Source organism: Gemmatimonadaceae bacterium (assembly GCA_036273715.1).
GTDB lineage: Bacteria > Gemmatimonadota > Gemmatimonadetes > Gemmatimonadales > Gemmatimonadaceae > JADGGM01.
Window position 1 is genome coordinate 1 of sequence record DASUHB010000074.1, and the last position, 24763, is coordinate 24763.

At 67.9% G+C, this 24763-nt stretch carries 23 protein-coding genes; 16 read left to right on the forward strand and 7 right to left on the reverse strand.

Annotated features, from left to right (window positions below):
- Nucleotides 1-443 (reverse strand): transposase (locus VFW04_18405; protein ID HEX5181309.1); only part of this gene is annotated, 443 nt, incomplete at its 3' end.
- A 360-nt stretch (nt 444-803) separates the two neighbouring features.
- On the opposite strand from VFW04_18405, the gene VFW04_18410 reads away from it, so the two are divergent.
- Complete coding sequence (locus VFW04_18410) at nt 804-2783, forward strand: chloride channel protein (protein HEX5181310.1); 1980 nt, start codon at nt 804-806, stop codon at nt 2781-2783.
- A 24-nt stretch (nt 2784-2807) separates the two neighbouring features.
- Here VFW04_18410 and VFW04_18415 read toward each other — a convergent pair whose 3' ends face one another.
- The gene (locus VFW04_18415; protein ID HEX5181311.1) at nt 2808-3239 is read right to left on the reverse strand and encodes an OsmC family peroxiredoxin; all 432 of its coding nucleotides are present in this window, start codon (nt 3237-3239) and stop codon (nt 2808-2810) included.
- Nucleotides 3240-3415: 176 nt separating this feature from the next.
- Here VFW04_18415 and VFW04_18420 point away from each other — a divergent pair, with 176 nt between their 5' ends.
- The 4 genes from VFW04_18420 to VFW04_18435 all read left to right on the forward strand — a co-directional run bounded on the left by VFW04_18420 (nt 3416) and on the right by VFW04_18435 (nt 7802).
- Nucleotides 3416-3874, forward strand: coding sequence for a SufE family protein (locus VFW04_18420; protein HEX5181312.1), 459 nt, complete (start codon nt 3416-3418; stop codon nt 3872-3874).
- Between the two features lie 34 nt (nt 3875-3908).
- Nucleotides 3909-4985 (forward strand): NAD(P)-dependent oxidoreductase, encoded by a 1077-nt coding sequence (locus VFW04_18425; protein HEX5181313.1) that lies wholly within the window; start codon nt 3909-3911, stop codon nt 4983-4985.
- Nucleotides 4982-6013 (forward strand): dihydrodipicolinate synthase family protein, encoded by a 1032-nt coding sequence (locus tag VFW04_18430; protein ID HEX5181314.1) that lies wholly within the window; start codon nt 4982-4984, stop codon nt 6011-6013. Before VFW04_18425 ends, VFW04_18430 begins: the two co-directional genes overlap by 4 nt.
- An 85-nt stretch (nt 6014-6098) precedes the next feature.
- The gene (locus VFW04_18435; GenBank protein HEX5181315.1) at nt 6099-7802 is read left to right on the forward strand and encodes an amidase; all 1704 of its coding nucleotides are present in this window, start codon (nt 6099-6101) and stop codon (nt 7800-7802) included.
- A 5-nt stretch (nt 7803-7807) separates the two neighbouring features.
- On the opposite strand, the gene VFW04_18440 is transcribed toward VFW04_18435, so the two are convergent.
- Nucleotides 7808-8401, reverse strand: a complete 594-nt coding sequence (locus tag VFW04_18440) for a YetF domain-containing protein (GenBank protein HEX5181316.1) — start codon at nt 8399-8401, stop codon at nt 7808-7810.
- A 157-nt stretch (nt 8402-8558) separates the two neighbouring features.
- Here VFW04_18440 and VFW04_18445 point away from each other — a divergent pair, with 157 nt between their 5' ends.
- A complete protein-coding gene (locus VFW04_18445; protein HEX5181317.1) occupies nt 8559-9083 on the forward strand; it encodes a hypothetical protein in 525 nt (174 codons plus the stop codon).
- A 145-nt stretch (nt 9084-9228) separates the two neighbouring features.
- Complete coding sequence (locus tag VFW04_18450) at nt 9229-9903, forward strand: alpha/beta hydrolase (GenBank protein ID HEX5181318.1); 675 nt, start codon at nt 9229-9231, stop codon at nt 9901-9903.
- Between the two features lie 7 nt (nt 9904-9910).
- Here VFW04_18450 and VFW04_18455 read toward each other — a convergent pair whose 3' ends face one another.
- The gene (locus VFW04_18455; protein ID HEX5181319.1) at nt 9911-10129 is read right to left on the reverse strand and encodes a hypothetical protein; all 219 of its coding nucleotides are present in this window, start codon (nt 10127-10129) and stop codon (nt 9911-9913) included.
- 144 nt (nt 10130-10273) lie between these two features.
- On the opposite strand from VFW04_18455, the gene VFW04_18460 reads away from it, so the two are divergent.
- Nucleotides 10274-11701 (forward strand): sigma-54 dependent transcriptional regulator, encoded by a 1428-nt coding sequence (locus VFW04_18460; protein ID HEX5181320.1) that lies wholly within the window; start codon nt 10274-10276, stop codon nt 11699-11701.
- A gap of 284 nt (nt 11702-11985) precedes the next feature.
- On the forward strand, nt 11986-12747 hold the full coding sequence (locus VFW04_18465) for a FliA/WhiG family RNA polymerase sigma factor (GenBank protein ID HEX5181321.1): 762 nt from the start codon (nt 11986-11988) through the stop codon (nt 12745-12747).
- Between the two features lie 3 nt (nt 12748-12750).
- On the opposite strand, the gene VFW04_18470 is transcribed toward VFW04_18465, so the two are convergent.
- Both VFW04_18470 and VFW04_18475 read right to left on the reverse strand, forming a co-directional pair.
- A complete protein-coding gene (locus VFW04_18470) occupies nt 12751-13350 on the reverse strand; it encodes a hypothetical protein (GenBank protein ID HEX5181322.1) in 600 nt (199 codons plus the stop codon).
- A 144-nt stretch (nt 13351-13494) separates the two neighbouring features.
- Complete coding sequence (locus VFW04_18475; GenBank protein ID HEX5181323.1) at nt 13495-14823, reverse strand: APC family permease; 1329 nt, start codon at nt 14821-14823, stop codon at nt 13495-13497.
- 213 nt (nt 14824-15036) lie between these two features.
- Here VFW04_18475 and VFW04_18480 point away from each other — a divergent pair, with 213 nt between their 5' ends.
- From VFW04_18480 to VFW04_18495, 4 genes are read left to right on the forward strand one after another with little or no spacing between them, the layout of a single operon-like run.
- The gene (locus tag VFW04_18480) at nt 15037-15939 is read left to right on the forward strand and encodes an ABC transporter permease (protein ID HEX5181324.1); all 903 of its coding nucleotides are present in this window, start codon (nt 15037-15039) and stop codon (nt 15937-15939) included.
- Nucleotide 15940: 1 nt separating this feature from the next.
- Complete coding sequence (locus VFW04_18485; protein ID HEX5181325.1) at nt 15941-17161, forward strand: ABC transporter ATP-binding protein; 1221 nt, start codon at nt 15941-15943, stop codon at nt 17159-17161.
- 45 nt (nt 17162-17206) lie between these two features.
- Entirely contained in the window at nt 17207-18211 is a 1005-nt protein-coding gene (locus tag VFW04_18490) for a polysaccharide pyruvyl transferase family protein (GenBank protein ID HEX5181326.1), read from the forward strand.
- The gene (locus VFW04_18495; GenBank protein HEX5181327.1) at nt 18205-19164 is read left to right on the forward strand and encodes a glycosyltransferase; all 960 of its coding nucleotides are present in this window, start codon (nt 18205-18207) and stop codon (nt 19162-19164) included. The genes VFW04_18490 and VFW04_18495 overlap by 7 nt, the downstream gene beginning before the upstream one ends.
- On the opposite strand, the gene VFW04_18500 is transcribed toward VFW04_18495, so the two are convergent.
- A complete protein-coding gene (locus tag VFW04_18500) occupies nt 19161-21509 on the reverse strand; it encodes a carbohydrate binding family 9 domain-containing protein (protein ID HEX5181328.1) in 2349 nt (782 codons plus the stop codon). The genes VFW04_18495 and VFW04_18500 overlap by 4 nt on opposite strands.
- A gap of 140 nt (nt 21510-21649) precedes the next feature.
- On the opposite strand from VFW04_18500, the gene VFW04_18505 reads away from it, so the two are divergent.
- Genes VFW04_18505 through VFW04_18515 form a run of 3 tightly spaced genes read left to right on the forward strand, consistent with a single transcriptional unit; the run spans nt 21650 to nt 24760 of the window.
- Nucleotides 21650-22408 carry a DUF1080 domain-containing protein gene (locus VFW04_18505; protein HEX5181329.1) on the forward strand — a complete coding sequence of 253 codons (759 nt, stop codon included), beginning with the start codon at nt 21650-21652 and terminating at the stop codon, nt 22406-22408.
- 13 nt (nt 22409-22421) lie between these two features.
- Complete coding sequence (locus tag VFW04_18510; protein ID HEX5181330.1) at nt 22422-24116, forward strand: GMC family oxidoreductase; 1695 nt, start codon at nt 22422-22424, stop codon at nt 24114-24116.
- Nucleotides 24113-24760, forward strand: coding sequence for a gluconate 2-dehydrogenase subunit 3 family protein (locus VFW04_18515; GenBank protein HEX5181331.1), 648 nt, complete (start codon nt 24113-24115; stop codon nt 24758-24760). The genes VFW04_18510 and VFW04_18515 overlap by 4 nt, the downstream gene beginning before the upstream one ends.
- The last annotated feature ends 3 nt before the right edge of the window (nt 24761-24763 follow it).

Below are 24763 nucleotides of genomic sequence, written 5' to 3' on the forward strand. Positions count from 1 at the left end.
GTGCCGTCCACGGTGAAGTGCTCGGACGAGAGCAGGTCCGCCGCCTGCGCCTCCGCCAGCACCGCGGCGAAGAAGCCGTCCGCGACATCGCCGATCAGCAAGCGTTCCCGATTCTTCGTGAACACCGTCACATCCCAGATCGCGTCGTCGATGCCTAACCCCACAAACCACCGGAAGAGCAAGTTATATTCGAGCTGCTCCATCAACTGCCGCTCGCTCCGCACCGTATAGAGCACCTGGAGCAAGAGGGCCCGCAGCAGGTGTTCGGGGGGGATCGAGGGCCGGCCGCCATCGGCATAGATCTGATCAAAGGTCGGCGAGAGCGTCGCTAACGCCCGATCCACCACCGGACGCATCGCGCGCAGCGGATGGTCCGCCGGAATCCGGTCCTCGATCGATACCACACTGAATAGCGCTCCTTGCTGCGGCTCGCTCCCGCGCATCGCTCACGCTCGATGTTGAGGTCGCGCCATACTAACCATCGCGCATCTGCCGCGCCATCCTCAATTCCTCCTTTTTCCGCAACCTGCTAGGGGCGGAATGCAACTACAGCGCCGAACATCCGCGCGGTGTCCGCCTTGTTCGGTGTTGTCCGCCTGTCGCTGTTGTTCGCCTGTCGCTGTTGTCCGCCTGTCGCTGTTGTCCGCCTGTTGTGTCCGCCTGTTGTGTCCGCCTGTAGTGTCCGCCTGTAGTGTCCGCCTGTGGCCTGGGGCGATTATATTGGATGTCTATACATTAATCCCGGCGCCGCGCTCTGGATTCGCTGGAGCGCGGCGCCTCCCGTACACCCGACGAGCTTCTGCATGAAAGATCGGACGGCCTCGAGCGCAAGCACCACTGGCGGGTTGCCGGTTGCGCCATCGATGGGACCCGCCCTCGACGCCGCGCATGTCCCGCACGAGCGCGCGGAAAATCATCGCCGCATCGTGTTCATCAGCGGACTCGCCATCCTCGTCGCGTTCGGGGCGGGATTCGTCGCCGTCGTCCTCATGCGGCTGATCGGGCTGATCACGAACCTGTCGTTCTACGGGCGGTTCTCGACCGAATTCTCGTCGCCGGCGGACAATCATCTCGGGCTGTGGGTGATCCTGGTGCCCGTGGTCGGCGGCGTGATCGTGGGCATCATGGCGCGCTACGGCTCGGCGGCCATTCGCGGCCACGGCATTCCCGAAGCGATGGAGCAGGTGCTGTACAACGAGAGCCGCGTCCCGCCGCGGGTCACGATTCTCAAACCGGTGTCGGCGGCGTTCGCTATCGGTACCGGCGGTCCGTTCGGCGCCGAGGGCCCGATCATCGCGACGGGTGGTGCGTTAGGCTCGCTCGTTGGGCAGCTGGTGCGCACCACGGCGGACGAGCGGAAGGTCCTGTTGGCCGCCGGCGCCGCTGCGGGCATGGCGGCGACGTTCGGCAGCCCGGTGTCGGCCGTGCTGCTCGCCATCGAGCTGCTGCTGTTCGAGTATCGAGCGCGGTCGCTCGTGCCGGTGGCGCTGGCCAGCGCGACGGCAACCGCCGTTCGTATCGCCTTCATGGGCTCGGGTCCGATCTTCCCGATGAGCAACATCGTGCAGCCGGGCGGCGCGGCGTTGGCGACCTACATCGTCCTCGGCGCGGTGGTCGGCCTGGCATCGGTCTACGTCACGCGCGCGGTGTACGCGATCGAAGATGGATTCGACAAGCTGCCGATTCACTGGATGTGGTGGCCGGCGATCGGCGGGCTGGCGGTGGGCATCATCGGGTACTTCGCGCCGCACACGATGGGCGTCGGGTACGACAACATCGAGCACATCGTGGCCGGCAACATCGTCGGTGTTGCGTTGCTGGTGTTGGTGGTCGCGAAATTCGTGTCCTGGGCGATTTCGTTGGGCAGCGGCACGTCCGGCGGAACGCTGGCGCCGTTGTTCACGATCGGCGGCGGCTTGGGCTCGCTGCTCGGCAGCGTGGTGATCGCGCTGGCACCCGGGTTGGGCCTGGACGTGCGCGTGGCGGCGCTGGTCGGGATGGCGGCGATTTTCGCGGGCGCGTCGCGGGCGATGCTGGCGTCGGTCGTGTTCGCGTTCGAAACAACGCGGCAACCGTTAGGCTTGCTGCCGCTCCTCGGCGGGTGCAGCGCCGCCTATCTCGTGTCGCTGCTCATGATGCGCAGCACGATCATGACGGAGAAGCTGGCGCGGCGCGGGACGGACGTGGAATCGGACTATGCCGTCGACTATCTGTCGCAGATTCTGGTGAAGGATGTCGCGTCACCGGATGTCGTCGCGCTCGATGCCGATGATGCGATCGAAGAAGTGCGCGACTGGATGGCATCGCGTGAAGACGAGTCGCGGCACCAGGGGTTCCCGGTGGTAGACAAGGATGGTACGCTGTTAGGCGTCGTGGGCCGCGGGGACCTGCTCGATCTCGAGCTGCCGATCGATGCGAAGGTGCGCGATGTGATCAAGCGGCCGCCGGTGGTGATTTTCGCGGAGAGCACGGTGCGACAGGCGGCCGACCACATGGTGCGCCAGGGCGTCGGGCGTCTGCCGGTGGTGACGCGGGCGGATCCGGATCACGTTGTCGGCATCGTGACGCGCAGCGACCTTCTCGCCGCACACGCGACGCGGCTCGATTCCGCGAATCGGGCCAGCCGAACGATTCGTCTCGAGTTCCGCGCGCTGCCGTGGCGCTTCCGGCGGTCGCACGTGCGCGTCGGCGATGAGACGGCGACGATCACGACCGTCGAAACGGCGCCGTCGACGCTCCCTCCCGAGACGGACGACGACCAGACGCCGCCGCGGAAGGGATGACGGTCAAGCGTTAGGCAGGATGGGTCACGCGTCGAGCGACGCGTTCAGGTCGATCTTCACATTGCCCTTGAGTGCCCCGGACACCGGACAGCCGTCCTTGGTGGCCTCGGCGATCTTTCGAAAGGTGGGCGCGTCGACGTTCGGGACCTTGGCGCGCACCGTGAGCACCATGGTCGTGATCTTGAATCCCTCACCGACCTTGTCGATCGTACACGCGGCCTTGGTTTCGACGCGCTGCGGCGGTGTGCCGTTCTGCTCCAGGCCGAGCGAGAGCGCCATGCTGTAACAAGCGGCCTCGGCAGCCGCGAGCAATTCTTCCGGATTCGAGCCCGGCGTATTGCCGAACCGCGTGCCGAACGAATACGCGCCGCCGATCTTGCCGCTCTGCCCCGAAAATGACCCTGTCCCAGATTGCAGGCCGCCTTCCCACACGGCCGTCGCCACACGTGTCGGCATCGTTTGCTCCTTGCTGTGTTGTCGATTCGTGACGCCGTCGGGCGTCCATTCCAAGATCTCCCGCGCACCGGGCGGCGGCAACCGCGGCGGCGTTCCGGACGTGCGACAGCGCGTGGCCGGCAGCCCCGGCCGTCGTATATGTTTCGCGCGTGAACGACCTGTGCGGGACGAGTCATATGGCCAACGAATCGACGCCTAACGAACACGACGCCGCGCCGCTGCCGCCGTCTCTCGACCGGGTGCTGCGGTACTTTCGCTCGCTCGGCCGCGAGGAGAAGATGCAGGCGCTCGTCTCGTACGCGAAGAAGCTCGAGCCGCTGCCCGAGCGCTACACGGCCATCGACCGGTCGAATTTCACCGTGCCCGAATGTCAGACGCGCGTGGACATCTTTCCGGAAGTCCGCGAAGGGCGGCTGCATTTTTTCGCCGACGTGAACGTGCGGCAGTCGCCGACGGTGGCGGCGTTTCTCGCCATCCTGTTTTCGGCGGTGAACGACCAACCGCCATCGACGACGCTGGCGATCCCATCGGACATCGTGCCGACGATGATGCACGACATCGGGTTGGGGGCCCGCGAGGCGGGGCTCACGGCGATGGTCGACCGCCTCAAGCGCTACGCGCGCGCCGCGGCATGAGCGGCGCCGCCGCGTTCCGTTAGGCGAGGCGCGCATGGTGCAGCGCCGCGTCATGCCGGCGATGCCGGCGTCCGGGCCCGCGGGTGATCCCGCCCCGAACACCGAAGACGACCTGGACCGGCGGCTCGCCGAGCCGACGCCGGCGGTGCTCGACGCGCTGCGGCCGTTGGGCGGCGACCTGGTGGTGCTGGGCGCGGGCGGCAAGATGGGCCCGACCTTGGCGCGCATGGCGCGGCGCGCGTTGGACTTGTTAGGCCGCCGCGACCGCGTCATCGCCGTCTCGCGGTTCGCCTCTCCCGGTGCCGATGCCGCGCTCCGGATGGGACACGTCGAAACCATTCGCTGCGACCTGTCGGACCATGCGGCGGTGCGCGCGCTGCCCGAGGCGCCGCTGGTCGTGTTCATGGCCGGTCAGAAATTCGGCACGACTGACGCACCCGGCGCCACGTGGATGATGAACACGGTGGTCCCGGCGTACGTCGCCGAGCGGTATGCGGGCGCGCGTATCATCGCGTTTTCGACGGGCAACGTGTATCCACTCACTCCAGCGGCCGGCGGCGGCGCACGCGAAGACCTGCCGCCGGCACCGGTCGGCGAATACGCGGCGTCGTGCCTCGGCCGCGAGCGTGTGTTGGAGTTCGCGTCGCGCCGCGACGGAACGACGATGGCGATCGTGCGCCTCAATTACGCGGTGGAGCTGCGGTACGGCGTGCTCGTCGACATCGTGCGCGCCGTGCTGCGCGGCGACCCGATAGACGTGCGCATGGGCTACGTGAACGTGATCTGGCAGGGCGATGCGAACGCGCGCGCGCTGCAATGCTTCGCGCACGCGGCGTCGCCGCCGTTCGTGATCAACATTACGGGCGGCGAAACACTATCGGTTCGCGATCTGGCCGAGCATGCCGGCCGTCTGTTAGGCCGCACGCCGCGCATCGAGGGCGACGAAGCGCCGGATGCGTTGCTGAGCGATGCGAGCCGGTCGATCGCGCTCTTCGGGCCGCCGGCCGTGTCCGTTGGGCAGATGATGGCGTGGATTGCCGACTGGCTCCAGCGCGGCGGCCGCGTGCTGGACAAGCCGACGCACTTTGAGGAGCGGCGGGGCGCGTTTTGATCCCGGCGCCGTTCGACATCCGCGCGCACCTGGCTGCGGGCCAGGCGATTCCCGCGCATCCTCTGGCGCTGGATGCATCCGGCCGTCTGGACGATCGGTGTCAGCGAGCGCTGACGCGCTACTACGCGAGCGCCGGCGCCGGTGGATTGGCCGTGGGCGTTCACACGACGCAGTTCGCGATTCGAGAGCACGGTCTGCTCGAGCCGGTGTTGTCGCTGGCCGCGGAGGTGTTGGAGGAGCTCGAGGCGGGCGGACGCGCCGCCATCGCGCGCGTGGCCGGCGTCTGCGGCCAAACGACGCAGGCTGTCGCCGAAGCGGCGTTGGCGCGCGATCGCGGATATCACGCGGCGCTGGTGAGCTACGGCGGCTGGGGAGATGCGCCCGATGCGGCATTGCTCGAACACGCCCGCGCCGTCGGCGAGGTGCTGCCGGTGTTCGGGTTCTACCTGCAGCCGGCCGTGGGCGGCCGTCCGTTAGGCTACGAGTTCTGGCGGCGGTTCGCGGCGCTCGAGGCGGTGGTGGCGATCAAGATCGCGCCGTTCAACCGCTATGCCACCTGGGATGTGGTGCGCGCGGTGGGCGATGCGGGCCGCCGCGACATCGCGCTCTACACCGGAAACGATGACGCGATCGTCGCCGACCTGTTGACGACGTTTCCTAACGGGATGCGGATGGCGGGCGGCTTGCTCGGGCAGTGGGCGGTGTGGACGCACCGGGCCGTCGCGCTGCTCCACGAGATCAGGACATCCGCATCCGCGGCGCCCGCGGCGCAATGGCTCGCGCGCGCCGCCGCGCTGACCGATGCGAACGCGGCGATTTTCGATGCGGCCAACCGATTCGCGGGGTGCATTGCGGGCATCCAGGAGGTGCTGCACCGCCAGGGGCTCGTGCGCAGCACGCGGTGCCTCGATGCGCGAGACGTCCTCTCGCCCGGGCAGGCAGAGGCCATCACCCGTGTCTCGGCGGCGTATCCGGAGCTGCGCGACGACGACTTCGTGCGGGCCCATCTCGACGAGTGGTTGCGCTAGCGCCCGGCGGACTCTCGCGCACGTGCGTGCGCGCCGGTAGCTTCACGCCCGTCCGTCCCATTCCAACCATCTCCGGGTCGAGCGCATGTCCACCCTCGCGTCATCTCCTCGCCGCTCTCGCCGCGCGTTTCTCGAGTACTTCGCTTCCGTTGGGCTGAGCACGACGCTGCTGCCCGGCATACTCTGGGCGCAGACATCGGCCGGCGAAGAAATCACGAGCGAATCGGTGGCCAAGGCAGCGGAGCTCGCCGGGCTCGAGTTCGATGACGACGAGCGGGCGATGATGGTTGCCGGCCTAACGCAACAGGAAAAACAGCTCGGCACGCTGCACGGAATCACGCTCACCAACGACGTCGTGCCGGCCGTGCACTTCACTCCGGTGCCGCCGGGGACGACCCTCGCGACGGGCGGGCACCCGATCGTGCGGTCGACGGTGGCGCCGCGCGCGGTGCCCGCCTCGCACGCCGAGCTCGCGTTTCTGCCCGTCACCGAGCTCTCAGCGCTCGTGCGGCGGCGCAAGGTGACGAGCGAGCAGCTGACGCGGTTATCGCTCGATCGGCTGCAGGAATTCGATCCGAAACTGCACTGCGTGATCACGCTGACGGCGGACCGGGCCCTGGAGCACGCCCGCGCGGCCGATGAGGAAACGCGGCGCGGCCGATCGCGCGGGCCGTTGCACGGCATTCCCTGGGGCGCCAAGGATTTGCTGGCGGTGAAGGGTTATCCCACGACCTGGGGCAGCACCCCCTTCAAAGATCAGATGCTTCCCGAGGATGCTACCGTGGTGCGCCGCCTGGACGCGGCGGGCGCGGTGCTCGTCGCGAAGCTTTCGTTAGGCGAGCTCGCCATGGGCGACGTGTGGTTCGGCGGCATGACCCGCAACCCGTGGAAGCCGGATCAAGGGTCGAGCGGTTCGTCGGCGGGGCCGGCGTGCGCGACGGCCGCCGGACTCGTGGGCTTTTCGGTGGGCAGCGAGACGTTGGGCTCGATCTCATCGCCGTCCACGCGCTGCGGCGCGACCGGCCTGCGGCCCACGTTCGGGCGTGTGCCGCGCACGGGCGCCATGGCGCTCTCGTGGACGATGGACAAGCTGGGACCGATCTGTCGGAGCGTCGAGGACTGCGCGCTGGTGCTGGACGCGATTCGCGGCAGCGACGGCCGCGATCCGACGGCGGTGGATGCGGCGTTCCCGTTCGACGCGCGCACCGCGCCGTCCTCGCTTCGGGTGGGATACATCAAGAGCGCGTTCGACGCGGATCACCCGACGAAGAAATTCGATGACGCAGCGCTCGATGCCTTACGCGAGATCGGCGCGAAGCTCGTGCCGGTGGAACTGCCCGACCAGCCGTGGGGCGCCATGACGATCGTGCTGCGCGCCGAGGGTGCGGCGGCGTTCGATGAGCTCACGCGGTCGGGGCGCGACAAGGAGATGGCCCAGCAGGGTCCGGACGCGTGGCCGAATACGTTCCGGGTCGCGCGGTTCATCCCTGCGGTAGAGTACGTGAACGCCAACCGGGCGCGGACGCTGGCCATGCGGGCGATCGAGCAGACGTTCGCCGACGTCGATGTCGTGGTCACGCCGACGTTCGGCGCGCAGCTCGTGGCGACGAACCTGACGGGGCATCCGGCGGTGATCGTGCCTAACGGATTCCGCGACGACGGCACGCCCGTATCGCTGACCTTCCTCGGCCGGTTGTACGGTGAAGCGCCGGCCCTCGCCCTGGCGCGCGCCTACCAGAATCACACCGGATTCCACCTCAAACATCCCGACTGGCTGCTGACTGCCTAACGGAATCAAGCGCCATCGCGGCGCGCCCGCACCTCATCCAGGAGCCGCTCGATCTTGCCCTCGAGGCGGTCCATGCGCTGCGTGATGACGTCGTGCCAGCCCTCCTCACCGGTCGGATGCTTCAACACGAACGTGAGCGTCCCGCCCACTTCGAGCCGCGCGCACTCGATGGTGCTCAGGTCATCGATGCCCTGCTTGCGTGCCGCCGACGCGAGCTCCGACCGCGTGATCAGCTCCCGGCGCAGACGACGCTCGAGAAGCTTCCCGTCCTTGATCAGCATCACTTCGCGACCCTCGGCAAGGCGATCCAGTCGCGGGTGCAAGAAGAGAAACCGCACCACGGCGTAGTTGAGCACGAGGAGCACTACGGCGCCGAACAACCCGCCAACGAGCGAGTTGTCGTTTCCGATGATCGCGTTCTGCACCGTGTTCGAGAGCACCAGCAGCACGACCAGATCGAACGGATTCAGCTGGCCCAACTCGCGCTTGCCCGCCAGTCGAAGCCCAACGAGCAGGAAGAGGTACACGACGACAGTGCGGATGACCTTGTCGAGCAGCGGAACACCAGGCGTCAGGATGTCGGTCCAGATCGGATGCATATGGGCATGCGAGAAAGAGGGCGAACGGGTGGGGCGCGGGAAGGCTTGATAGTACTGCACGCCGTGTCGGAGCGACCAGAGGTCGCATGCAAACCCTTCACGCTTCACCAGTGTCGAATCAGTGACACCGATGGTGCGACCCGTTCGGAGCTTGCCGATGAGTACGATGGCCTTGAACCTGTGGATGCTCGATACGGGATTGTCGCGCCGGCGTCCCGTTGCAGCGATGCGCGCGGTCGAGCGGATGCCCGAGACGCAGCGCGAGGGCTGGCTCAACCGCCATGGTATCGAGTCGGCGGATGTCGATTCGACCGGGCGGGGAATCATCGAGGTGCGCAAGTTCGTCGGCACACCGGCGGCGCGCATGACTGCAATTGCGGCGATGGCGCGCGTCGCTCGTGGGGAGCGCTTGATCCTGGATCTCAGGCGCCACCGTGGCGGCGATGAATCGATGGCCGCGTTGCTCACGAGCCTGCTGTTCGACACCGAGCCGCTCTACATCGACGAGCTCCATCACTCGGGAACGCCGCTCCCCGCGACGCGGCCCGAGGTGCGGTGCACGCGGCAAGTGGTGGAAGTGTGGATCAGCGGGGCGACGAGCGCCCTCGGACTGGCGTTCGCCATGAATCTCGGCCGTCTTGGACGCGCGGTGGTGCGCCGACTGAACGACGTGCACGGCTGACGCTCCTGTCCCGCGCGATTGCCCGCGCGGAGCGCACGGCGACATCATTCGGGTCGACATCGACTCGAGGTTCGTTGGGCATGCACGCCGCAGATGCGCCGGGGATGGCGCGACGGATCAGCACGACCGCGCCGGAGCTCGCGCGGTGACGACGCTCGAGGAGTGGCCGCACCGCTGGGTGCCCGGCGCCTCCGGCGCCGCATCGCCCACCTTGCTGCTCCTGCACGGCACGGGCGGCGACGAGTCCGACCTGATTCCGTTAGGCGAAGAGTTGGCGCCTGGCGCATCGCTGCTCAGCCCGCGCGGACCGGTGAGCGAGCTCGGCATGCCGCGCTTTTTCCGCCGACACGCGGAGGGCGTCTTCGACGAGGCCGACATCCGTGCGCGCGTGCCGGCGCTTGCAGCCTTCATCGGCGCCGCGGCGACGACGTACGAATTCGCGCCTGGTTCGGTGTTCGCGTTAGGCTTCTCGAACGGCGCCAACATGGCCGCCAGTCTGCTCCTGCTCGTCCCCGGGCTGTTGCGCGGCGCGGTGCTCCTGCGCGCGGTCATGCCGCTCGAGCCGGCGACCCAGCCGAACCTCGCCGGCACGTCGGTCCTCATCTCGGCCGGGAAGGTGGATCCGTTCTCACCCGTGGAGCGTACACAGCGGCTGGCCGACGTGCTGCGCGCGGCCGGAGCCGACGTGTCGCTCCGTTGGCAACGGACCGGGCATCAGCTCGTTCCTGGCGATCTCGAGGACACGCGTGCGTGGCTGAGCCAGCACTTGCCGCACATCGGCGCCCAGGATTCGGCGCCGGGACCTCGCTCGCGTGGCTGAGAGTCGCTCAGAGCTCGCCGCTGTCCATCAGCCGGCGCGCGAGCGCATCCAGTGTTTGCGGCGTGTCGTAGGCGCCGCTGCGCAGTCGCCGCTTGATCTCATCGACCTGACGGGTCGAGATCGAACGTGCGCCCGACCAGGGGGACCGGCTGCGGGCGAGAGCGCCATTGCGATCGCGATTTTCGCGCGGGTCGCCGGCGTCGTTCCAACGCGGTGTGGTCATCATGCCATGATGATCGGTCAGTCCGCGCGGAACTTTAGCGGCCTCTAGCGCTGAACTACCCGGCGCATGGCGAGGGCGCCGATTCCGCCCGGCAGTCGTGTCTCGGAAATTGTTGCCGCTCGCCGAGTCGGTGCGTCATCCAGACGCATGGCTACCATCCTATGCGTCGATGACGATGAATCGATCTCGCTGCTGCTCGCCGAGACGCTCAAGCAGGCTGGGCACGAACCGCTGAACGCGGCCAACGTGCCGGAAGCGCTGGCGCTTCTCGCGCGCGGCGGCATCGATCTCATCATCTCGGATTATCGTATGCCCGGCAACACCGGGCTCGATCTGCTCGCGCATCTCGAGCGCGAGGGCATCGACACGCCCGTGATCATGATGACCGGCTACGCGAGCATCGAGCACGCGGTTGCATCGATCAAAGCGGGCGCGGTGGACTACATCACCAAGCCGGTGCGTGCGGCGCAGCTCGAGCTTGCAGTCGATCAGGCGCTCGAGCTGGTGCGGTTGCGCCGCGAGAACGCGGCGCTCAAGCGCGAGATCATGGAAGCGCGCAGCGAGCGGCAGATCATCGGCGAGAGTCAGGCTATTCGTCGCGCGCTCCAGTCGGCCGCATCAGCGGCGCCGACTCGTGCGACGGTGTTGTTGCAAGGCGAGTCGGGCACGGGCAAGGAATTATTCGCGCGCGCGATACACGAGTTGAGCGACCGGCGCGAGAAGCCATTCATCAAGCTGAACTGCGCTGCGCTGCCCGAGGGCTTGGTCGAGAGCGCATTGTTCGGTCACGAGCGTGGCGCGTTCACGGGTGCGCTCAAGCGAGTCGAAGGCGCGTTCGAGCGAGCGCACGGCGGCACGCTGCTGCTCGATGAAATTTCCGAAATGCGTCTCGATCTGCAGGCGAAGCTGCTGCGCGTGTTGCAGGAGCAGGAATTCGAGCGGGTGGGCGGCACCTCGCCGATTCGCGTCGACGTGCGCGTGGTCGCGACGACGAACCGTGATCTCGCCGCGGAAGCGGCGGCGGGCCGGTTCCGTCAGGATCTGTTTTTCCGTCTCAGCGTGATTCCGGTGCGCATTCCGCCGCTTCGCGAGCGTCTGGACGACATCCCGGTGCTGGCGCATCGCTTCGCGCTGCGCGCGGCGGCCGATGCGGGCAAGGATGTCGCCGGAATTTCGGCCGAGGCGTTGGCGCTGCTGCAGCAGCACGAGTGGCCGGGGAATGTGCGCGAGTTGCAGCACGTGATCGAGCGCGCGGTGATTCTGAGCTCGGATCCCATACTTCAGGCGCGTTCGTTAGACCAGGACACGTTCAAGAACGGACGGGCGGCTGCGCCCGTGCAGTTGGTGTCGACCAACGGCGCGACCAACGGCTCGGCCTCCGGCGCGCTCGGCGATGGCGTGGTGTTTACGTCACTGAGCCTGGACGCTGCCGAAGAGGTGTTGATCGCCAAGGCGCTCGAGGTTACGGGTCAGAACCGGACGCGGGCGGCCGCGCTGCTCGGGATCAGCGTGCGTACGCTGCGCTACAAATTGAACGGGCCGCCGGCGGCGTCGTCGGAAGCTGCCGACGACTGAGCCGGTGCCGGGCGCGGCAACGGTTGCCCGGTCCGGTCCGGCAATACCTGCCGCGGGGCACTCTTGCCCTGCCGTCCGGCCGCCCTCGGGCGCCGGGTCGACGCGATGCCGGCGCCCGTTCAGGGACCGCCTAACAGACACCCGCACAAGCCGTTAGGCATGCGGCGCCGCCGCCGGCGGACGCATGAAATCCGTCCAATCGAGTGTGGAACACCGGTTGCTTTTGAGGGGGTCGTCCGGACGACGCACCAGTGGTCCGGCCGGGACTCCTTCGGTGAGGCACGATGTCGGACGCGGATCTGTGGCAGCGGTTGGCGGCGGGTGACGCGCAGGGTCGCGAGCAGTTGATGGCGGCCCATCTCAGTCTCGTATACCACGTGGCGCGCGGCGTTCATCGCCGGTTGGGCGGCGCCGTGGAGCTGGACGAGCTGGTGAGCGCCGGCACGCTTGGCCTGGCCGAAGCGATCGACCGGTTCGACCCGAATCGGGGGTTGGCGTTCAGCACGTACGCGGTGCCGCGCATCCACGGCGCGATCGTGGACGAGCTGCGCCGGCTGGATCACGTGCCGTCATCGATCCGCCGCCGCGCTCGGGCGTTAGGCGCGACGCAGGCGGGGCTGGCGCACGACCTCGGCCGGACGCCGATGGCGCGGGAGACGGCGGTGCGGATGGGCGTCGACGTCGAGACGGTGAGCCGGTGGCAGGCGGATGCGGCGAGCACGGCGATGCTGCGCCTCGACGATCCGATGCCCGGCACCGGCGAGCAAGGAGAAGTGCGGACGCTGGGCGAGTCGCTCGCGGCGAGCGACGGCATTGAAGTGGAAGCGCGCCTGACGCGCGAGCAGGAGCTCGCCCACCTGCGGGCCGCGTTGCTCGAGCTGCCGGACGTCGAGCGGCGCGTGTTGACGCTGTATTTTCTCGAGGAGCTCAAGCTGCAGGACATCGCGCGGGTGCTCGAGGTGACGGAGTCGCGCGTCTCGCAGATCAAGCAGAAGGCGATGGGCCGGCTGCGCGCGGCGCTGGCGCCGATGCGCTCGGTCGCCTAACGCCTAACTCGCGCCGCGCTCGCGGCGTCGCGCCGCGGCCAGCGTCGGCATGAGGAGCTCGTAGCACGCGCCCCGCGCGGTTTCGGCGATGCCGATCGCCGGCGCGCCGGCTGCGGCCTCGTTCGATTGCGCGCCCGTCGGGCCGGTGTCGCCGGCCGTCGCACGGATGACCACCCATCGCGCATCGCCCAGCACATCCACCTGGACGCGGGTCGCGCGGACGCGTCGCGCGACGCGCATGGCGGCGATCACGAGCGCGGGCACGATGCGTCCGACATGTCCGGTGTCGACGAACGCCGGCTGCACGCCGCCGGCGACGCGAATGTCGCTGGGCGTACCCGCGACGTCGGGATGACGCGCCGCGAGCTCGACGAGCGGGGACAGCACGTCGGCGACGTTGAGCGGTTCCGGAGGTCCCGGCGGCGGCGGCGACAGCAGGCGGAACTGCTGGAGCAGCGCATCCAGACGACCGGCTTCCGAGGCGAGCACGCTGCGCGTCGTTACGGCCGCGCCGGCGTCGCCGGCCAGGTCGGAGAGCGTCGCGATGGCCATGACGCGATTGCTCAGCGCGTGGGTGAGACCGCGCAGCAATGCGTCGCGCACGGCGCCCCACGCGCTGTCCAACGGGAGCGTTTCGCCGGGCTGGCCCGTGGGAATGTTCGTGGGAGATCCCTGTGCGGAGGGAAAGAGAACGGCGCGGGCGACACGAAGATAGCACGGGCGCGGCCGGGCGCGAGTGTCGATGCCTTACGCAGCGGCGCGGCGGCGGCGGCGCATGGCCGCGTACACCAGGGGCCCGAGCAGCGCGGCGGCGATGGCGCCGGCAACGGCCGGGCGGCCGTACTCGCCGTCGCGCATCTCGAGCGCGAGCACGCCCAACAGAATCACGAGCGGGAGCGCGGCCAGGAGCGTCACCGTGGCGCGGCCAGCCGGAATGCGGAAAGCGCCGCGCAGCTCGGGCTCGGTGCGGCGAAGCTGGATGAGCGCGCCGAACTCGAGGAAGAGCGCCATGGCATAGAGCAGCACGTCGGCGACGACGAGCCCCTGGATGGAGAGCAGGACGAACACCGAGTAACAGAGCGCGGAGACGACGACGGCATTGCGGGGCGTGCCCCGGTCGTCCGTGCGCCCGAGCCACGCGGGCAGATAGCCGTCGAGGGCCATGGCGAGCGGGATGCGCGAGTACGAGAGGAGCAGCGCGTTGAAGAGCGCCAGCGCGCTCACCATGCCGGCGGCGCCGATCCACACGGCGAGGGCCGAACCGCCTAACGATCCGGTCGCGGCGCGGGCGATCGCGGGCCACGCGCCGTCGCTCCAACGGGTCCAGTCGGTGGCGGCGAGCGCCGCCGCGAGCGCCGTGAGGTAGCCGAGCGTGACTAACGGGAGGGCGACGGCGAGGGCGCGCGGGTAGCTGCGCGAGGCGTCGACTACTTCGCCCTGCACCGTCGAGGCGTTGTCCCAGCCGATGTAGTTCCAGAGCGCAATCGAGAGCCCGATGCCCAACGCACCCGCCGGCGTCCGGCCGGGCTTGAGCAGCGGGTGCCACGGGACGTGCGTGATGTGCGGCAGCGCGGCGAGCGACATCGCCAGGAACGCGAGAATGATGAAGGCGCCGGACACGACCGATACGCGCCCAACCGGCAGCGCGCCGCGAAGATTGATCGCGGCCGCCGTCCAGATGACCACCAGTGCCACGAGCCATCGCGCATCCGGGCCGAGGGATGGGAGGAAGAAGCCCAGGTACTGCGTGAACAGAACCGGATAGATCGCCATGTCGACCAACGAGTACATCCAGGTCCACCAGCCGTTCTGAACGGCCCAGAAAGGACCGAACGCCCGCCGCACCCATCGGTAGTAGCCGCCTTCCTCCGGGAGCATGCTGGCGAGCTCGCCGATGATCAGCGCCTCGGGCACGGACCACAGGATCGGTACGAGCAGCATGATGAGCAGCGCCAGCCCCGGTCCGACTTCGGCGACGAGGCCCTCAGTGGTGAACGGCCCGCCCGAGGTGGTGAAATAGAGAACGAAGACGAGCGAGAGGACGGTGAGTGAGCGTTTGAGCACCGGCGCGTTCACCCTGTGAGGTGGAAGCAACAGGCAATGGCTTGTCGCGGTGACTGGACCGCGCGTATCATCGAGGAGCGGCGTGGCATGATAGCTGCCGAAATCATGGCGCGCGATGGACTTGGCCCGTGCGGGGACCATGACGCGCCCCCTCATCGGAACGGGTCACGTTCCACGCGGCACCGTTTGCCGCCCGCCTTATCGTTGGATCGCCTGCTCCCGGATATGACCGACCTCGTGCTGACCAGAGACCTTCCCGCGCCGCGGCGGCATTCGCTGTGGAGCGATCTTCGCCAGATCGCCGTGGACGAGCTGTGGAAGTATCGCGAGCTGCTCTACGAGCTCACGCTGCGCGATGTGCGTATCCGCTACAAGCAGGCGGTGATGGGCTTCGCCTGGGCGATCCTGATGCCGGCGTTGATCGTGGCGGCGGGGACGCTGGTGCGCTTTGCGATGGCGTACATGGGGGGCGGCCACGTGGCGCGCGACGTCATCGCGGGGATGGCGGTGAAAGCCTTGCCGTGGGCGTTCTTCGTCGGCGCGATCGGATTTGCCACCACCAGCCTAACCGGAAATCTTCCGTTGGTCTCGAAGATCTACTTCCCGCGGGAGGTCCTGCCGCTGTCGGCCACGTTCGCGCAGTCGTTCGATTCGACGATCGGCGCGGTCACGGTGGGGATCGCGCTTCCGCTGTTGGGCATTCACTACGGGCTCGCCGTGTTATGGGTGCCGCTGCTGGCGGCGTTGATCTTCTGCGTGACGGCGGGAGCGGCGTTGTTCCTCGGTTGCGCCAATTTGTTCTTTCGGGATGTGAAGTACATTGTGCAGGTCATGCTCACGTTCGGGATCTTCTTCACGCCAGTGTTCTTCGAGCCGCGCATGTTCGGCCCGTTAGGCGCGCGGCTGATGATGTTGAATCCCCTGGCGCCGCTGCTCGAGGGGCTGCGCCTCAGCGTGGTGGAGGGGCACAACCTGCTCCAGCCACTCGTCATCGCGGGCAAGACGGGCGCGGTGGTCGCCTGGAGCCCGTGGTATCTCGCCTACGGCGCGGCCTGGGCCGTGCTCGGCCTCCTCGTGAGCGTGGTCGTGTTCCACCGGACCGAGGGCAAGTTCGCCGAATATGTCTGACATGACCGGCGCGCCGCGCATCCAGTTCGAGCAAGTATGGAAAAAATTCGCGCGCGGCGAGCTGCACGACAGCCTGCGCGATCTCGTGCCGGCCGCGGTGCGCCGGCTCGCCGGCCGCGGACCGGCGCGGGATGAGCTGTCGGGCGAAGAGTTCTGGGCGGTGCGCGACGTCTCGTTCGAGGTGCGCCCCGGCGAAGCGCTCGGCATTCTCGGGCCTAACGGGGCGGGCAAGTCGACCATCCTCAAGCTGCTCACGCGCATCCTGGTGCCGACGCGCGGACGCTGCGCGATCACCGGGCGCGCGGGCGCGCTGATCGAGGTTGCGGCCGGTTTCCACCCCGACCTCACGGGCCGCGAGAACGTGTTCCTGCAGGGCGCCATCCTCGGGATGAAGCGCAGCGAGATCAAGACCCGATTCGACGAGATCGTCTCGTTCGCCGAGATCGATGCGTTCATCGACACGCCGGTCAAGCGCTACTCGAACGGCATGAACGCGCGGCTCGGCTTCGCGATCGCGGCGCACATCAGCCCCGACGTTCTCGTGATCGACGAGGTGCTCTCGGTCGGCGATATGCGGTTTCAGCAGAAAGCGTTCGACCGCATTCAGGAGCTGTGCACGAGCGGGATTCCGGTGGTGCTCGTGTCGCACCAGCTGGAGCGCATCGCGTCGCTGTGTACGCACGCGCTCCTGCTCGAGCGCGGACGCATCGCGAAGCGCGGGACGCCCACCGAGTGCATCGAGGCGTATCTCGAGAGCGCGCGCAACAGCGAGTCGGCGGCGAGCCATACGTCGGCGCTCACGTTCGATGCGCTGTCGCTCGAATCCGAGCTGCCGGTGCGGTCGGGCGAGCGGGCGCAGTTTCGACTGAGCGGAGACGTGCGGCCGGCCAGCGACGCTGCGTCGCGGGATTTCTCGTTGCGCGTGCGGGCGCTCTCGACGGGGCGGCTCGTGTTCAGCGCGTCGGCCGCCGACTGCGGCGCATCGCTGCCGGCGCGCGGTCCGTTCGAGATGGACGTGGAGCTGCAATTCAACGTGGCGCCGGGCGTGTACAGTCTCGAGCTGGCCGTGTGGGACGCCGAGACGCGGCGCGACGTCGTGGCAGGTCCCGGCGTGACGGTGCAGGTCGAGGCCGGCGCGCTGACATTTTCGGGGACGTCGCACCTGCTGCCGCGGGCGCGGGTGGTGGCGGCGCCCTCGACCGCCGCCGGCGGTTCTCGCTGACGCATCGGGGTCGTGGCCGCCGCTCCGCAGCCGCGCGCCCGAACAGTGATCCGGGCCGATGCCGCGGGCAGCGCGACGGCACTCGTGCAGGCGTTAGGCAGCAGGCTTGACGAGACGGTGCGCCGGCTGCTGGCCGGCGTATCGCAGGCGGCGCTGCTCGATGTGCCGACGCACCAGAACGTCGGCGACAGCGCGATCCATCTCGGCACGCTCGCGCTGCTGCGCCGCGCGGGCGTCCGCGTCTGCTACGCGTGCAGCATCGACACATACTCGCGCGAGACGCTCGCCCGTCAGTTAGGCGGCGGTGTGATTCTGCTCTCCGGCGGCGGCAGCCTCGGCGATGTGTGGCCGCTCCACCAGCAGTTGCGCGAGCGGGTGCTGGCCGACTTCCCGGACGTGCCGGTCATTCAGCTGCCGCAATCGCTGCACTTTCGCGATGCGGCCGCGCTGGCGCGCGCACGGACGGCGTTCGCGGCGCATCGGAAGCTCACGGTGCTGCTTCGCGATCATCGGAGCCTGGCCAGTGCGCGCGCGCAGTTCGACGCGCCGAGCGAAATGTGTCCCGATCTCGCGTTCGCGTTGGGCCCGCTTGCCCGAACGGCGGCGCCGCGCTCGCGCGTGGCGTGGCTGGGGCGCCAGGATCGCGAGGCCGCGCCACACGCCGGCGCGGGCGGCTACGCGACGTTCGATTGGGCACTGAGCCGGCGATCGCCGATCTCCCGAGCGGAGCGCCTCGGCCACAGCTTCGTGTCGGCGCACCCGAGCATCGGGCCGTACGCGCACGGGCCGTTGATGCGGTTAGGCGTCGCCGCATCGAAGCAGCGGGTGCGGAGCGGATGCAAGATGCTGGCGGCCGGTCACACCGTGATCACGGATCGCCTGCACGGCCACATTCTCAGCCTGCTGCTCGGCATTCCGCACGTGGTGCTCGACAACAGCTATGGGAAGGTGCGTGCGTTCTACGAGACGTGGACGAGGGATGCGCCGATCGTCCGGTGGGCAGAGACCGCGGCGGACGCGGTGCGCGCGGTGGAGCAATGGTCGTGGTGACGACGCCGACCGCCGACGCGGTGGACGCAAGCGTGATCGTCTGCACGCGCAATCGCAGCGGCGCGATGACGCTGCTCCTGGAAAGCCTGCAGCGGCTCGAGGTGCCCCCCGGCGTGCGGTGGGAGCTGATCGTCGTCGACAATGGATCGTCGGACGACACGCCGGCAACGCTCGCATCGTTCGAGACGCTGCTGCCGATGCAGATCGTGCGGGAACCGATGCCGGGGCTCGCGCGCGCGCGAAACGCCGGGCTCGCGGCGGCGCGCGGCCAAGTGCTGCTGTGCACGGACGACGATTGTGTTCCCGATTCCAAGTGGCTGGCGGCGGTCTACGAGGAGTTCAGGCGCGCGCCGACGTTAGGCATGCTGGGCGGCCGGGTGGAGTTGTACGACGCTCGGGACCGTCCGACCACGACGCGCACGTCGCGCGAGCGCCGGCGAATCACGGCGTTATTCGAGCTGGACGACATCATCGGCTGCAACATGTCCTTCCGGCGATCGGCGTTCGAGGCGATCGGGCCGTTCGACGTTGCGTTAGGCGGCGGGACAGGCGCCCGCGCGGGGGAAGACGTGGACTTCGTGTACCGCGCGCTGCGGGCCGGAATCCAGATGGCATACACGCCGGAGGCCCTCGTCTATCACAACCATGGCCGGCGCACGGATGCGCAGGTGCGCGATCTGACGCGCGCCTACACCGTCGCCCGGGGCGCCCTGTTCTGCAAGTATTTGCTGGCCGGCGACGCCGTCATCCTCCGGCGCATCCAGCAGGATCTCGCCTTCCACCGGCGTGCCTTCGCAGCCGATGTTCGCCGGGCGCGGTTTCCGACGCGAGTGTTCCGCCACTACGCGCAGATCGGCGCCGGGGCGGCGTACTGGATCCGGCACGGGCTCCTGGGACAATTTCGCAGGGCGGCGCGAGCTCGCGAAGAAACGAACACGACGCGGCCACGCTAGAGGCGGAACAGGTAGCTCACCTTCACAAACACGCCGTCCGTCGTGCGGTACATCGAGCGCGAAAATTGGAACGCCGTGGGTTCGCTGAGCGACGTGCCGTAGCCGGCAAAAAAAACGGTGCCCGGGACCGGCTTGTACGAGAGGAGGACGTCGTTGCGGAAGCTATTGGACGAGAAGGCGCCGAGCGCGGCGTACGCGGCGTTCGTCGAGTCGCGCCGCACGAGCGGCGCGCCGGTGCGCGGATCCTCGAGCGCCGCCTGTCGCTGCGCCACGTACTGCCCGATGTAACGCAGGAAAATCGAGCGCGTGAGCTGGTATTCCACCTGCAGGCGGGGGATGTTCGTGATCGCGAACTCGCTGCCGTCGCGCAGGCGAGAGAGACGGTCGTAGATCCACGAGGCGTCGAAGCGAAACAGCGGCGTTGGTCGCCAGGCGACATCCAGACTGCCGGTGACCTCGCGGCCCCGGCTCGCCTCGGCGAAGAGGACGGCATCGTCGATGCCGGCGGTCGCATTCACGACGACTTTGCGGTTGGGCGACGTGAGGCTCACGCTCTGGCCGTACAGCGAGTAGAGCCCGTGGGGCAGCACGAACGCGCTGGTGTCTGCGCCGGCCACGACGCCGTAGCCCCGGTACGACGTGCTGTCGAATCGCTGAAAGTTGTCGTTGACGGTCAGACCGATGTTCCAGCCGCCACGCAGCGTCGTCGACGCCTGCGCCGAGTAGCCGCCCTCGAACGTGCCGCCTAACTTGCCGAAGTCGGCGTAGTTCCAGAGCGGTTGGGCGTTGAGAAAAAACGAGACCTGCTCGACCAGCGCGCCCGGACCGCCGTAGAGCGTGTAGCGGTTGAAGATCATGGCGCGGACGAATCCCGTCCGGTTCACGAAGCCGCTCGCCGCCACGAAGTCCGGGCTCACGCCGAGAAACTCGACGTGGTTGCCGTACGCGCGGCCGGTGCGGTCGCCGAGCGTGACATCCCAGAGTGCGCCATTGCGATGGCCCAAACTGTCGTTAGTCGCCGAGCCGACGAACTGCACTTGCGAGAACCAGATCTTGTGCCACAGGAAGCGCGCATCGACGCCGCCCATGCGATTGTAGTCGCCGCCATCGATGCGATCGGTGTAGACGAGTCCGAGATTCGAGCTCGCCCCCAGATCGCGACGCAGGCGCAGAATGTTGTACACGGGGTCGCTGCCGGTGGCGGTATCGCGCTCGTCGACGGCGCCCAGATAGGCAATGTTCAGATCACCGATTTTGCCGGTGAGCTTGGCGCCGGCGTCGGGCTGGACGATGTCGCGCGTGTAGATGAGGCGGTTGGGCGTGTCGTACTGATCGAGACCCTCGAGAAAGAACGGACGCTTCTCCGGAAAGAACAACGCGAATCGTTGGTTGAGCGTGACCTGCGCGACGTCGGCCTCGACCTGTGAGAAGTCGGGATGCGCGGTGGCGCTCAGTCCGAGTCCGTTCGTCACATCCCAGAACATGGACCCGCCGAGCGCGGGCGTCGTGGAATAGCGGTAGACCCCGTTCACCGAGTCGCCGTCCACCTTGGTGGTGGCTTCCGGAATGACGTTCATGACCAGGCCGCGGTGCATGTGCGTTAGGCCGACGAGGCGGCCTGCCTGGATGAGGAAGCTGGCGTTCGCGCGCACGACGGGCGTCCACGTGTCCTCGTAGCCCGAGTGCTGCACTTCACGCACGATCTGTATGCCCCACGTTTGCGGATCGACACCCTGAAAGCGGATGCTGCGGAACGGGATCCGCACTTCGATTTCGTATCCCCAGGATGTGACGTGCCCGCGCGATTCCCAGACGAAGTCGGGATTGAGATCGATCGTGCCATCGAACCGCGCGTTGGGCCCCGAGCCGCCGCCCGCCGCGCCGGCATCCTGTCCTTCGCTGCGCACGCCGTCTTCCTGAACGCCGAGTGGATTGACGGCGAACATGAACGCGCGGCGATGATCGGAGTAGGTGTCGAGCAGAATCTGGATATTGTCGTCCGCGTCGATGTTGTCGCGGTCGGCAAGGGTGGCTCGGACGACGTTGCCGTGGGGCTCGTACGCGCGGATGCCGAAGTAGATCGCATCGCCGGAATACCACACGAGCACGTCGGTGGAGTCGGTCGCCGCCGATCCGTCGACGGGGCGATATTCGGAGAATCCGGTGAGGTGCGCAGCGCGGCGCCAGACGGGCTCGTCGAGCGTGCCGTCGACGGTGATCGTCGTGTCGATGCGCGGCGGCGCGACATCGAGCTGACGCAACCGTCCGTCGTAGACGGTGCTGTCCGATCGAGCGGGGTTCGGCGCCTGGAGGAGCAGCGCGAACGACAGGAGAGAAATGAGCATGCGATATCCGGACGTGGATTCTATGCGGAAGCGTGGGAATCGCCAACGGGTGCGCGGGCTGGCCACTTGTCACGTGCGTGACAGCGCCGTATAAACAGGTGGCCTCGTCGGTTGGCTCACTTCTCTCACCTTCGTTCCTGATGCGATTCGCTCCATGCGTGGCGATTGCGGCAACACTGGCCGCGATCGGCGTGTCGAGCGCGCGATGCCAGGTGGACACGCGCTGGCCGCAGCACTCGATGGATCGGCCCAGGCCGCCGGTCGTTGATCCCGGTCCCGAGCGACCGCCGGTGCCGCCGCCGGCCGATGCGATCGTGCTCTTCGATCACGGCTCGCTTTCGGCGTGGCGTCAGCACGACGGCGGCCCGGCGCGTTGGGCGGTGCACGGCGACTATTTCGAGGTCGAGCCCGGCACGGGCGACATCGTGACGGCGCGCGCGTTCGGCGATTGCCAGTTGCACGTCGAATGGGCAACGCCGACGCCGCCGAAAGGCGAGAGCCAGGAGCGCGGGAACAGCGGCGTGTTCCTGATGGGGCTGTACGAGGTGCAGGTGCTCGATTCGTACCACAACGACACCTATCCCGATGGCCAGGCGGCGGCGGTCTACGGCCAGTTTCCTCCGTTAGTCAACGCGAGCCGACCGCCGGGACAGTGGCAGTCTTACGACATTATCTTCCACCGGCCGCGGTTCGACGCCGGCGGCGCGGTGACGTCGCCCGCACGCCTAACGGTGTTCCACAACGGCGTGCTGGTGCAGGACAACGTGGCGCTGAGCGGTCCGACGGCCAACAAGGTCCGGCCACCCTACCACGTGACGCCCGACAGCCTGCCGCTCGAGCTGCAGGACCACAACAACCGCGTTCGATATCGCGGCATCTGGATTCGCGCGATCGACTGATCCGAGGAGATCCATGCAGGCTGCAGGAACACGCAAGACGTACGACGTATGCATCGTGGGTTCGGGGGCGGGCGGCGGAATGTCGGCGTACGTGCTCACGCAGGCCGGCGCGGATGTGGTGATGCTCGAGGCCGGCGGACCATGGGACAACGCCACCGACTCGAAGATGATGGAGTGGCCGTACCAATCGCCGAGGCGCGGGCGCGGCTCCAGGGAGCGGCCGTTCGGCGAGTTCGACGGCTGTATCGGCGGGTGGGACATCGACGGCGAACCCTACACGACTGCGGCCGGCACGAAGTTCGATTGGTGGCGCGCGAGAATGGTCGGCGGACGCACGAACCACTGGGGCCGCATCTCGCTGCGATTCGGGCCCGATGATTTTCGCCGCCGCAGCCTCGATGGGTTAGGCGACGACTGGCCGATCAGTTACGACGATCTGAAACCGTACTACGATCGCGTCGATCGCCTGATCGGAGTTTTCGGCAGCGTCGAGGGCCTGCACAACAATCCGGACGGGATTTTTCAGCCGCCGCCCGCGCCGCGCTGCTACGAGCTGCTGATCAAGCAAGCCGCGGACAAGCTGCGCGTCACGTGTATTCCGGCCCGGCTATCGATTCTCACGCAGCCGCTGAACGGCCGACCCGCCTGTCATCACTGCGGCCAGTGCAACCGCGGCTGCAAGACGAACTCGAATTTCTCGAGCTCGGGCGTGCTCATTCCGCCGGCGAAGCAGAGCGGCAAGTTGACGCTCCTCACGAGCGCGATGGCATACGAGGTCACGACAGACGGGCGCGGCATGGCGACGGGCGTGTCGTACGTCGACAAGAAGACCGGGACGGTCGAGCACGTGCGAGCGCGCGTCGTGGTGCTGGCCGCGAGCGCGTGCGAGTCCGCTCGCCTGCTGCTCAATTCGAAGTCCTCGCGATTTCCGCAGGGGCTCGCCAACTCGAGCGGCGTCGTTGGGCGTTATCTGACCGATACCACCGGAACGGACGTGGCCGGCTACATCCCGAAGATGGTCGACCACATTCCGCACAATGAAGACGGCGTCGGCGGCAATCATCTCTACATGCCGTGGTGGCTCGACAACAAGCACCTGGATTTCCCACGTGGCTACCACATCGAGTTGTGGGGCGGATTGGAGATGCCGGCCTACGGCGCCATGGGCGGCATCCAGCGGTATCCGAACGCGGGCGGGTACGGGAAGTCGCTCAAGGATGCGTATCGCCATTACTACGGCGCGTCCGTCGGATTTTCGGGGCGCGGCGAGATGATTCCGAACGCCGACTGCTATTGCGAGCTCGATCACGAAACGGTGGATCGCTGGGGGATACCCGTGCTGCGCTTCCACTGGAAGTGGACCGACCACGAGTACAACCAGGTGCGCCACATGCAGCAGACGTTCCGGGCGATCGTGCACGAGATGGGCGGCGAGGTGTTCTCGCCGATGCCGACGAAGGAGCGCGGCTACGGCATCGCGAACGGCGGCCAGATCATCCACGAGTTAGGCACGACGCGCATGGGCCGCGACCCGGGCAATTCGGTGCTCAACGCGCACTGCCAGGCGCACGACGTACCCAACCTGTTCGTGGCCGACGGCGGCCCGTTCGTGTCGCAGGCCGACAAGAATCCGACGTGGACGATTCTCGCGTTGGCCTGGCGGACGGCGGACTACATCACCGAACAGCGCAAGGCCGGGGCGATATGACGGATCACGACGACGAACGCGAGGGGGCGGAGCCGGCATCGCCTAACGGCAACGGCATGTCGCGCCGCTCGATGCTCGAGCTCGTAGTGCTCGGCACGCTCGCCACGGCGTGCAACAGCGCGGAACGCACGGCGACGAAGGTGGCCGCGACGGCCGGCGCGGACACTGCGCGCTCCGTTGCGGGCGCCCATCAGCCGAGCGTCTTCACGCCCCATGAATGGGAGACGGTGAACGTGCTGGTCGACATCATCATTCCGCGCGACGAGCGATCGGGGAGCGCGACCGACGCCGCGGTGCCGGAGTTCATGGATCGCATCCTGACGCTGTACCCCGAGGACAGTCTGCCCATTCGCGGCGGCCTGGCGTGGCTGGACCACGAATGCGCGGATCGATTCGGGCACCCCTTCGTGCAGTGCACGACGAACGAGCGCAACGCCGTGCTCGACGACATTGCGTGGCCGAGCCGCGCCAGGCCCGAATTCAGCCAGGGCGTGGCGTTCTTCAACCGGTTTCGCGACTTCACCGCGTCCGGATTTTACTCGAGCAAGATGGGCGTGGCCGATCTGCAGTACGAGGGCAACGTGTACGTCCCGCAGTGGACGGGGTGTCCGTCGGCCGCGCTCCACAAGCTGGGCGTCGGTTAGTCC

Bases quoted from the DNA above. Each gene is read 5' to 3' on its own strand.
- VFW04_18410 (HEX5181310.1), top strand. From the start codon at position 804: ATGAAAGATCGGACGGCCTCGAGCGCAAGCACCACTGGCGGGTTGCCG.
- VFW04_18415 (HEX5181311.1), bottom strand. From the start codon at position 3,239: ATGCCGACACGTGTGGCGACGGCCGTGTGGGAAGGCGGCCTGCAATCT.
- VFW04_18420 (HEX5181312.1), top strand. From the start codon at position 3,416: ATGGCCAACGAATCGACGCCTAACGAACACGACGCCGCGCCGCTGCCG.
- VFW04_18425 (HEX5181313.1), top strand. From the start codon at position 3,909: ATGGTGCAGCGCCGCGTCATGCCGGCGATGCCGGCGTCCGGGCCCGCG.
- VFW04_18435 (HEX5181315.1), top strand. From the start codon at position 6,099: ATGTCCACCCTCGCGTCATCTCCTCGCCGCTCTCGCCGCGCGTTTCTC.
- VFW04_18440 (HEX5181316.1), bottom strand. From the start codon at position 8,401: ATGCATCCGATCTGGACCGACATCCTGACGCCTGGTGTTCCGCTGCTC.
- VFW04_18445 (HEX5181317.1), top strand. From the start codon at position 8,559: ATGAGTACGATGGCCTTGAACCTGTGGATGCTCGATACGGGATTGTCG.
- VFW04_18455 (HEX5181319.1), bottom strand. From the start codon at position 10,129: ATGATGACCACACCGCGTTGGAACGACGCCGGCGACCCGCGCGAAAAT.
- VFW04_18460 (HEX5181320.1), top strand. From the start codon at position 10,274: ATGGCTACCATCCTATGCGTCGATGACGATGAATCGATCTCGCTGCTG.
- VFW04_18465 (HEX5181321.1), top strand. From the start codon at position 11,986: ATGTCGGACGCGGATCTGTGGCAGCGGTTGGCGGCGGGTGACGCGCAG.
- VFW04_18480 (HEX5181324.1), top strand. From the start codon at position 15,037: ATGACCGACCTCGTGCTGACCAGAGACCTTCCCGCGCCGCGGCGGCAT.
- VFW04_18485 (HEX5181325.1), top strand. From the start codon at position 15,941: ATGACCGGCGCGCCGCGCATCCAGTTCGAGCAAGTATGGAAAAAATTC.
- VFW04_18500 (HEX5181328.1), bottom strand. From the start codon at position 21,509: ATGCTCATTTCTCTCCTGTCGTTCGCGCTGCTCCTCCAGGCGCCGAAC.
- VFW04_18505 (HEX5181329.1), top strand. From the start codon at position 21,650: ATGCGATTCGCTCCATGCGTGGCGATTGCGGCAACACTGGCCGCGATC.
- VFW04_18510 (HEX5181330.1), top strand. From the start codon at position 22,422: ATGCAGGCTGCAGGAACACGCAAGACGTACGACGTATGCATCGTGGGT.
- VFW04_18515 (HEX5181331.1), top strand. From the start codon at position 24,113: ATGACGGATCACGACGACGAACGCGAGGGGGCGGAGCCGGCATCGCCT.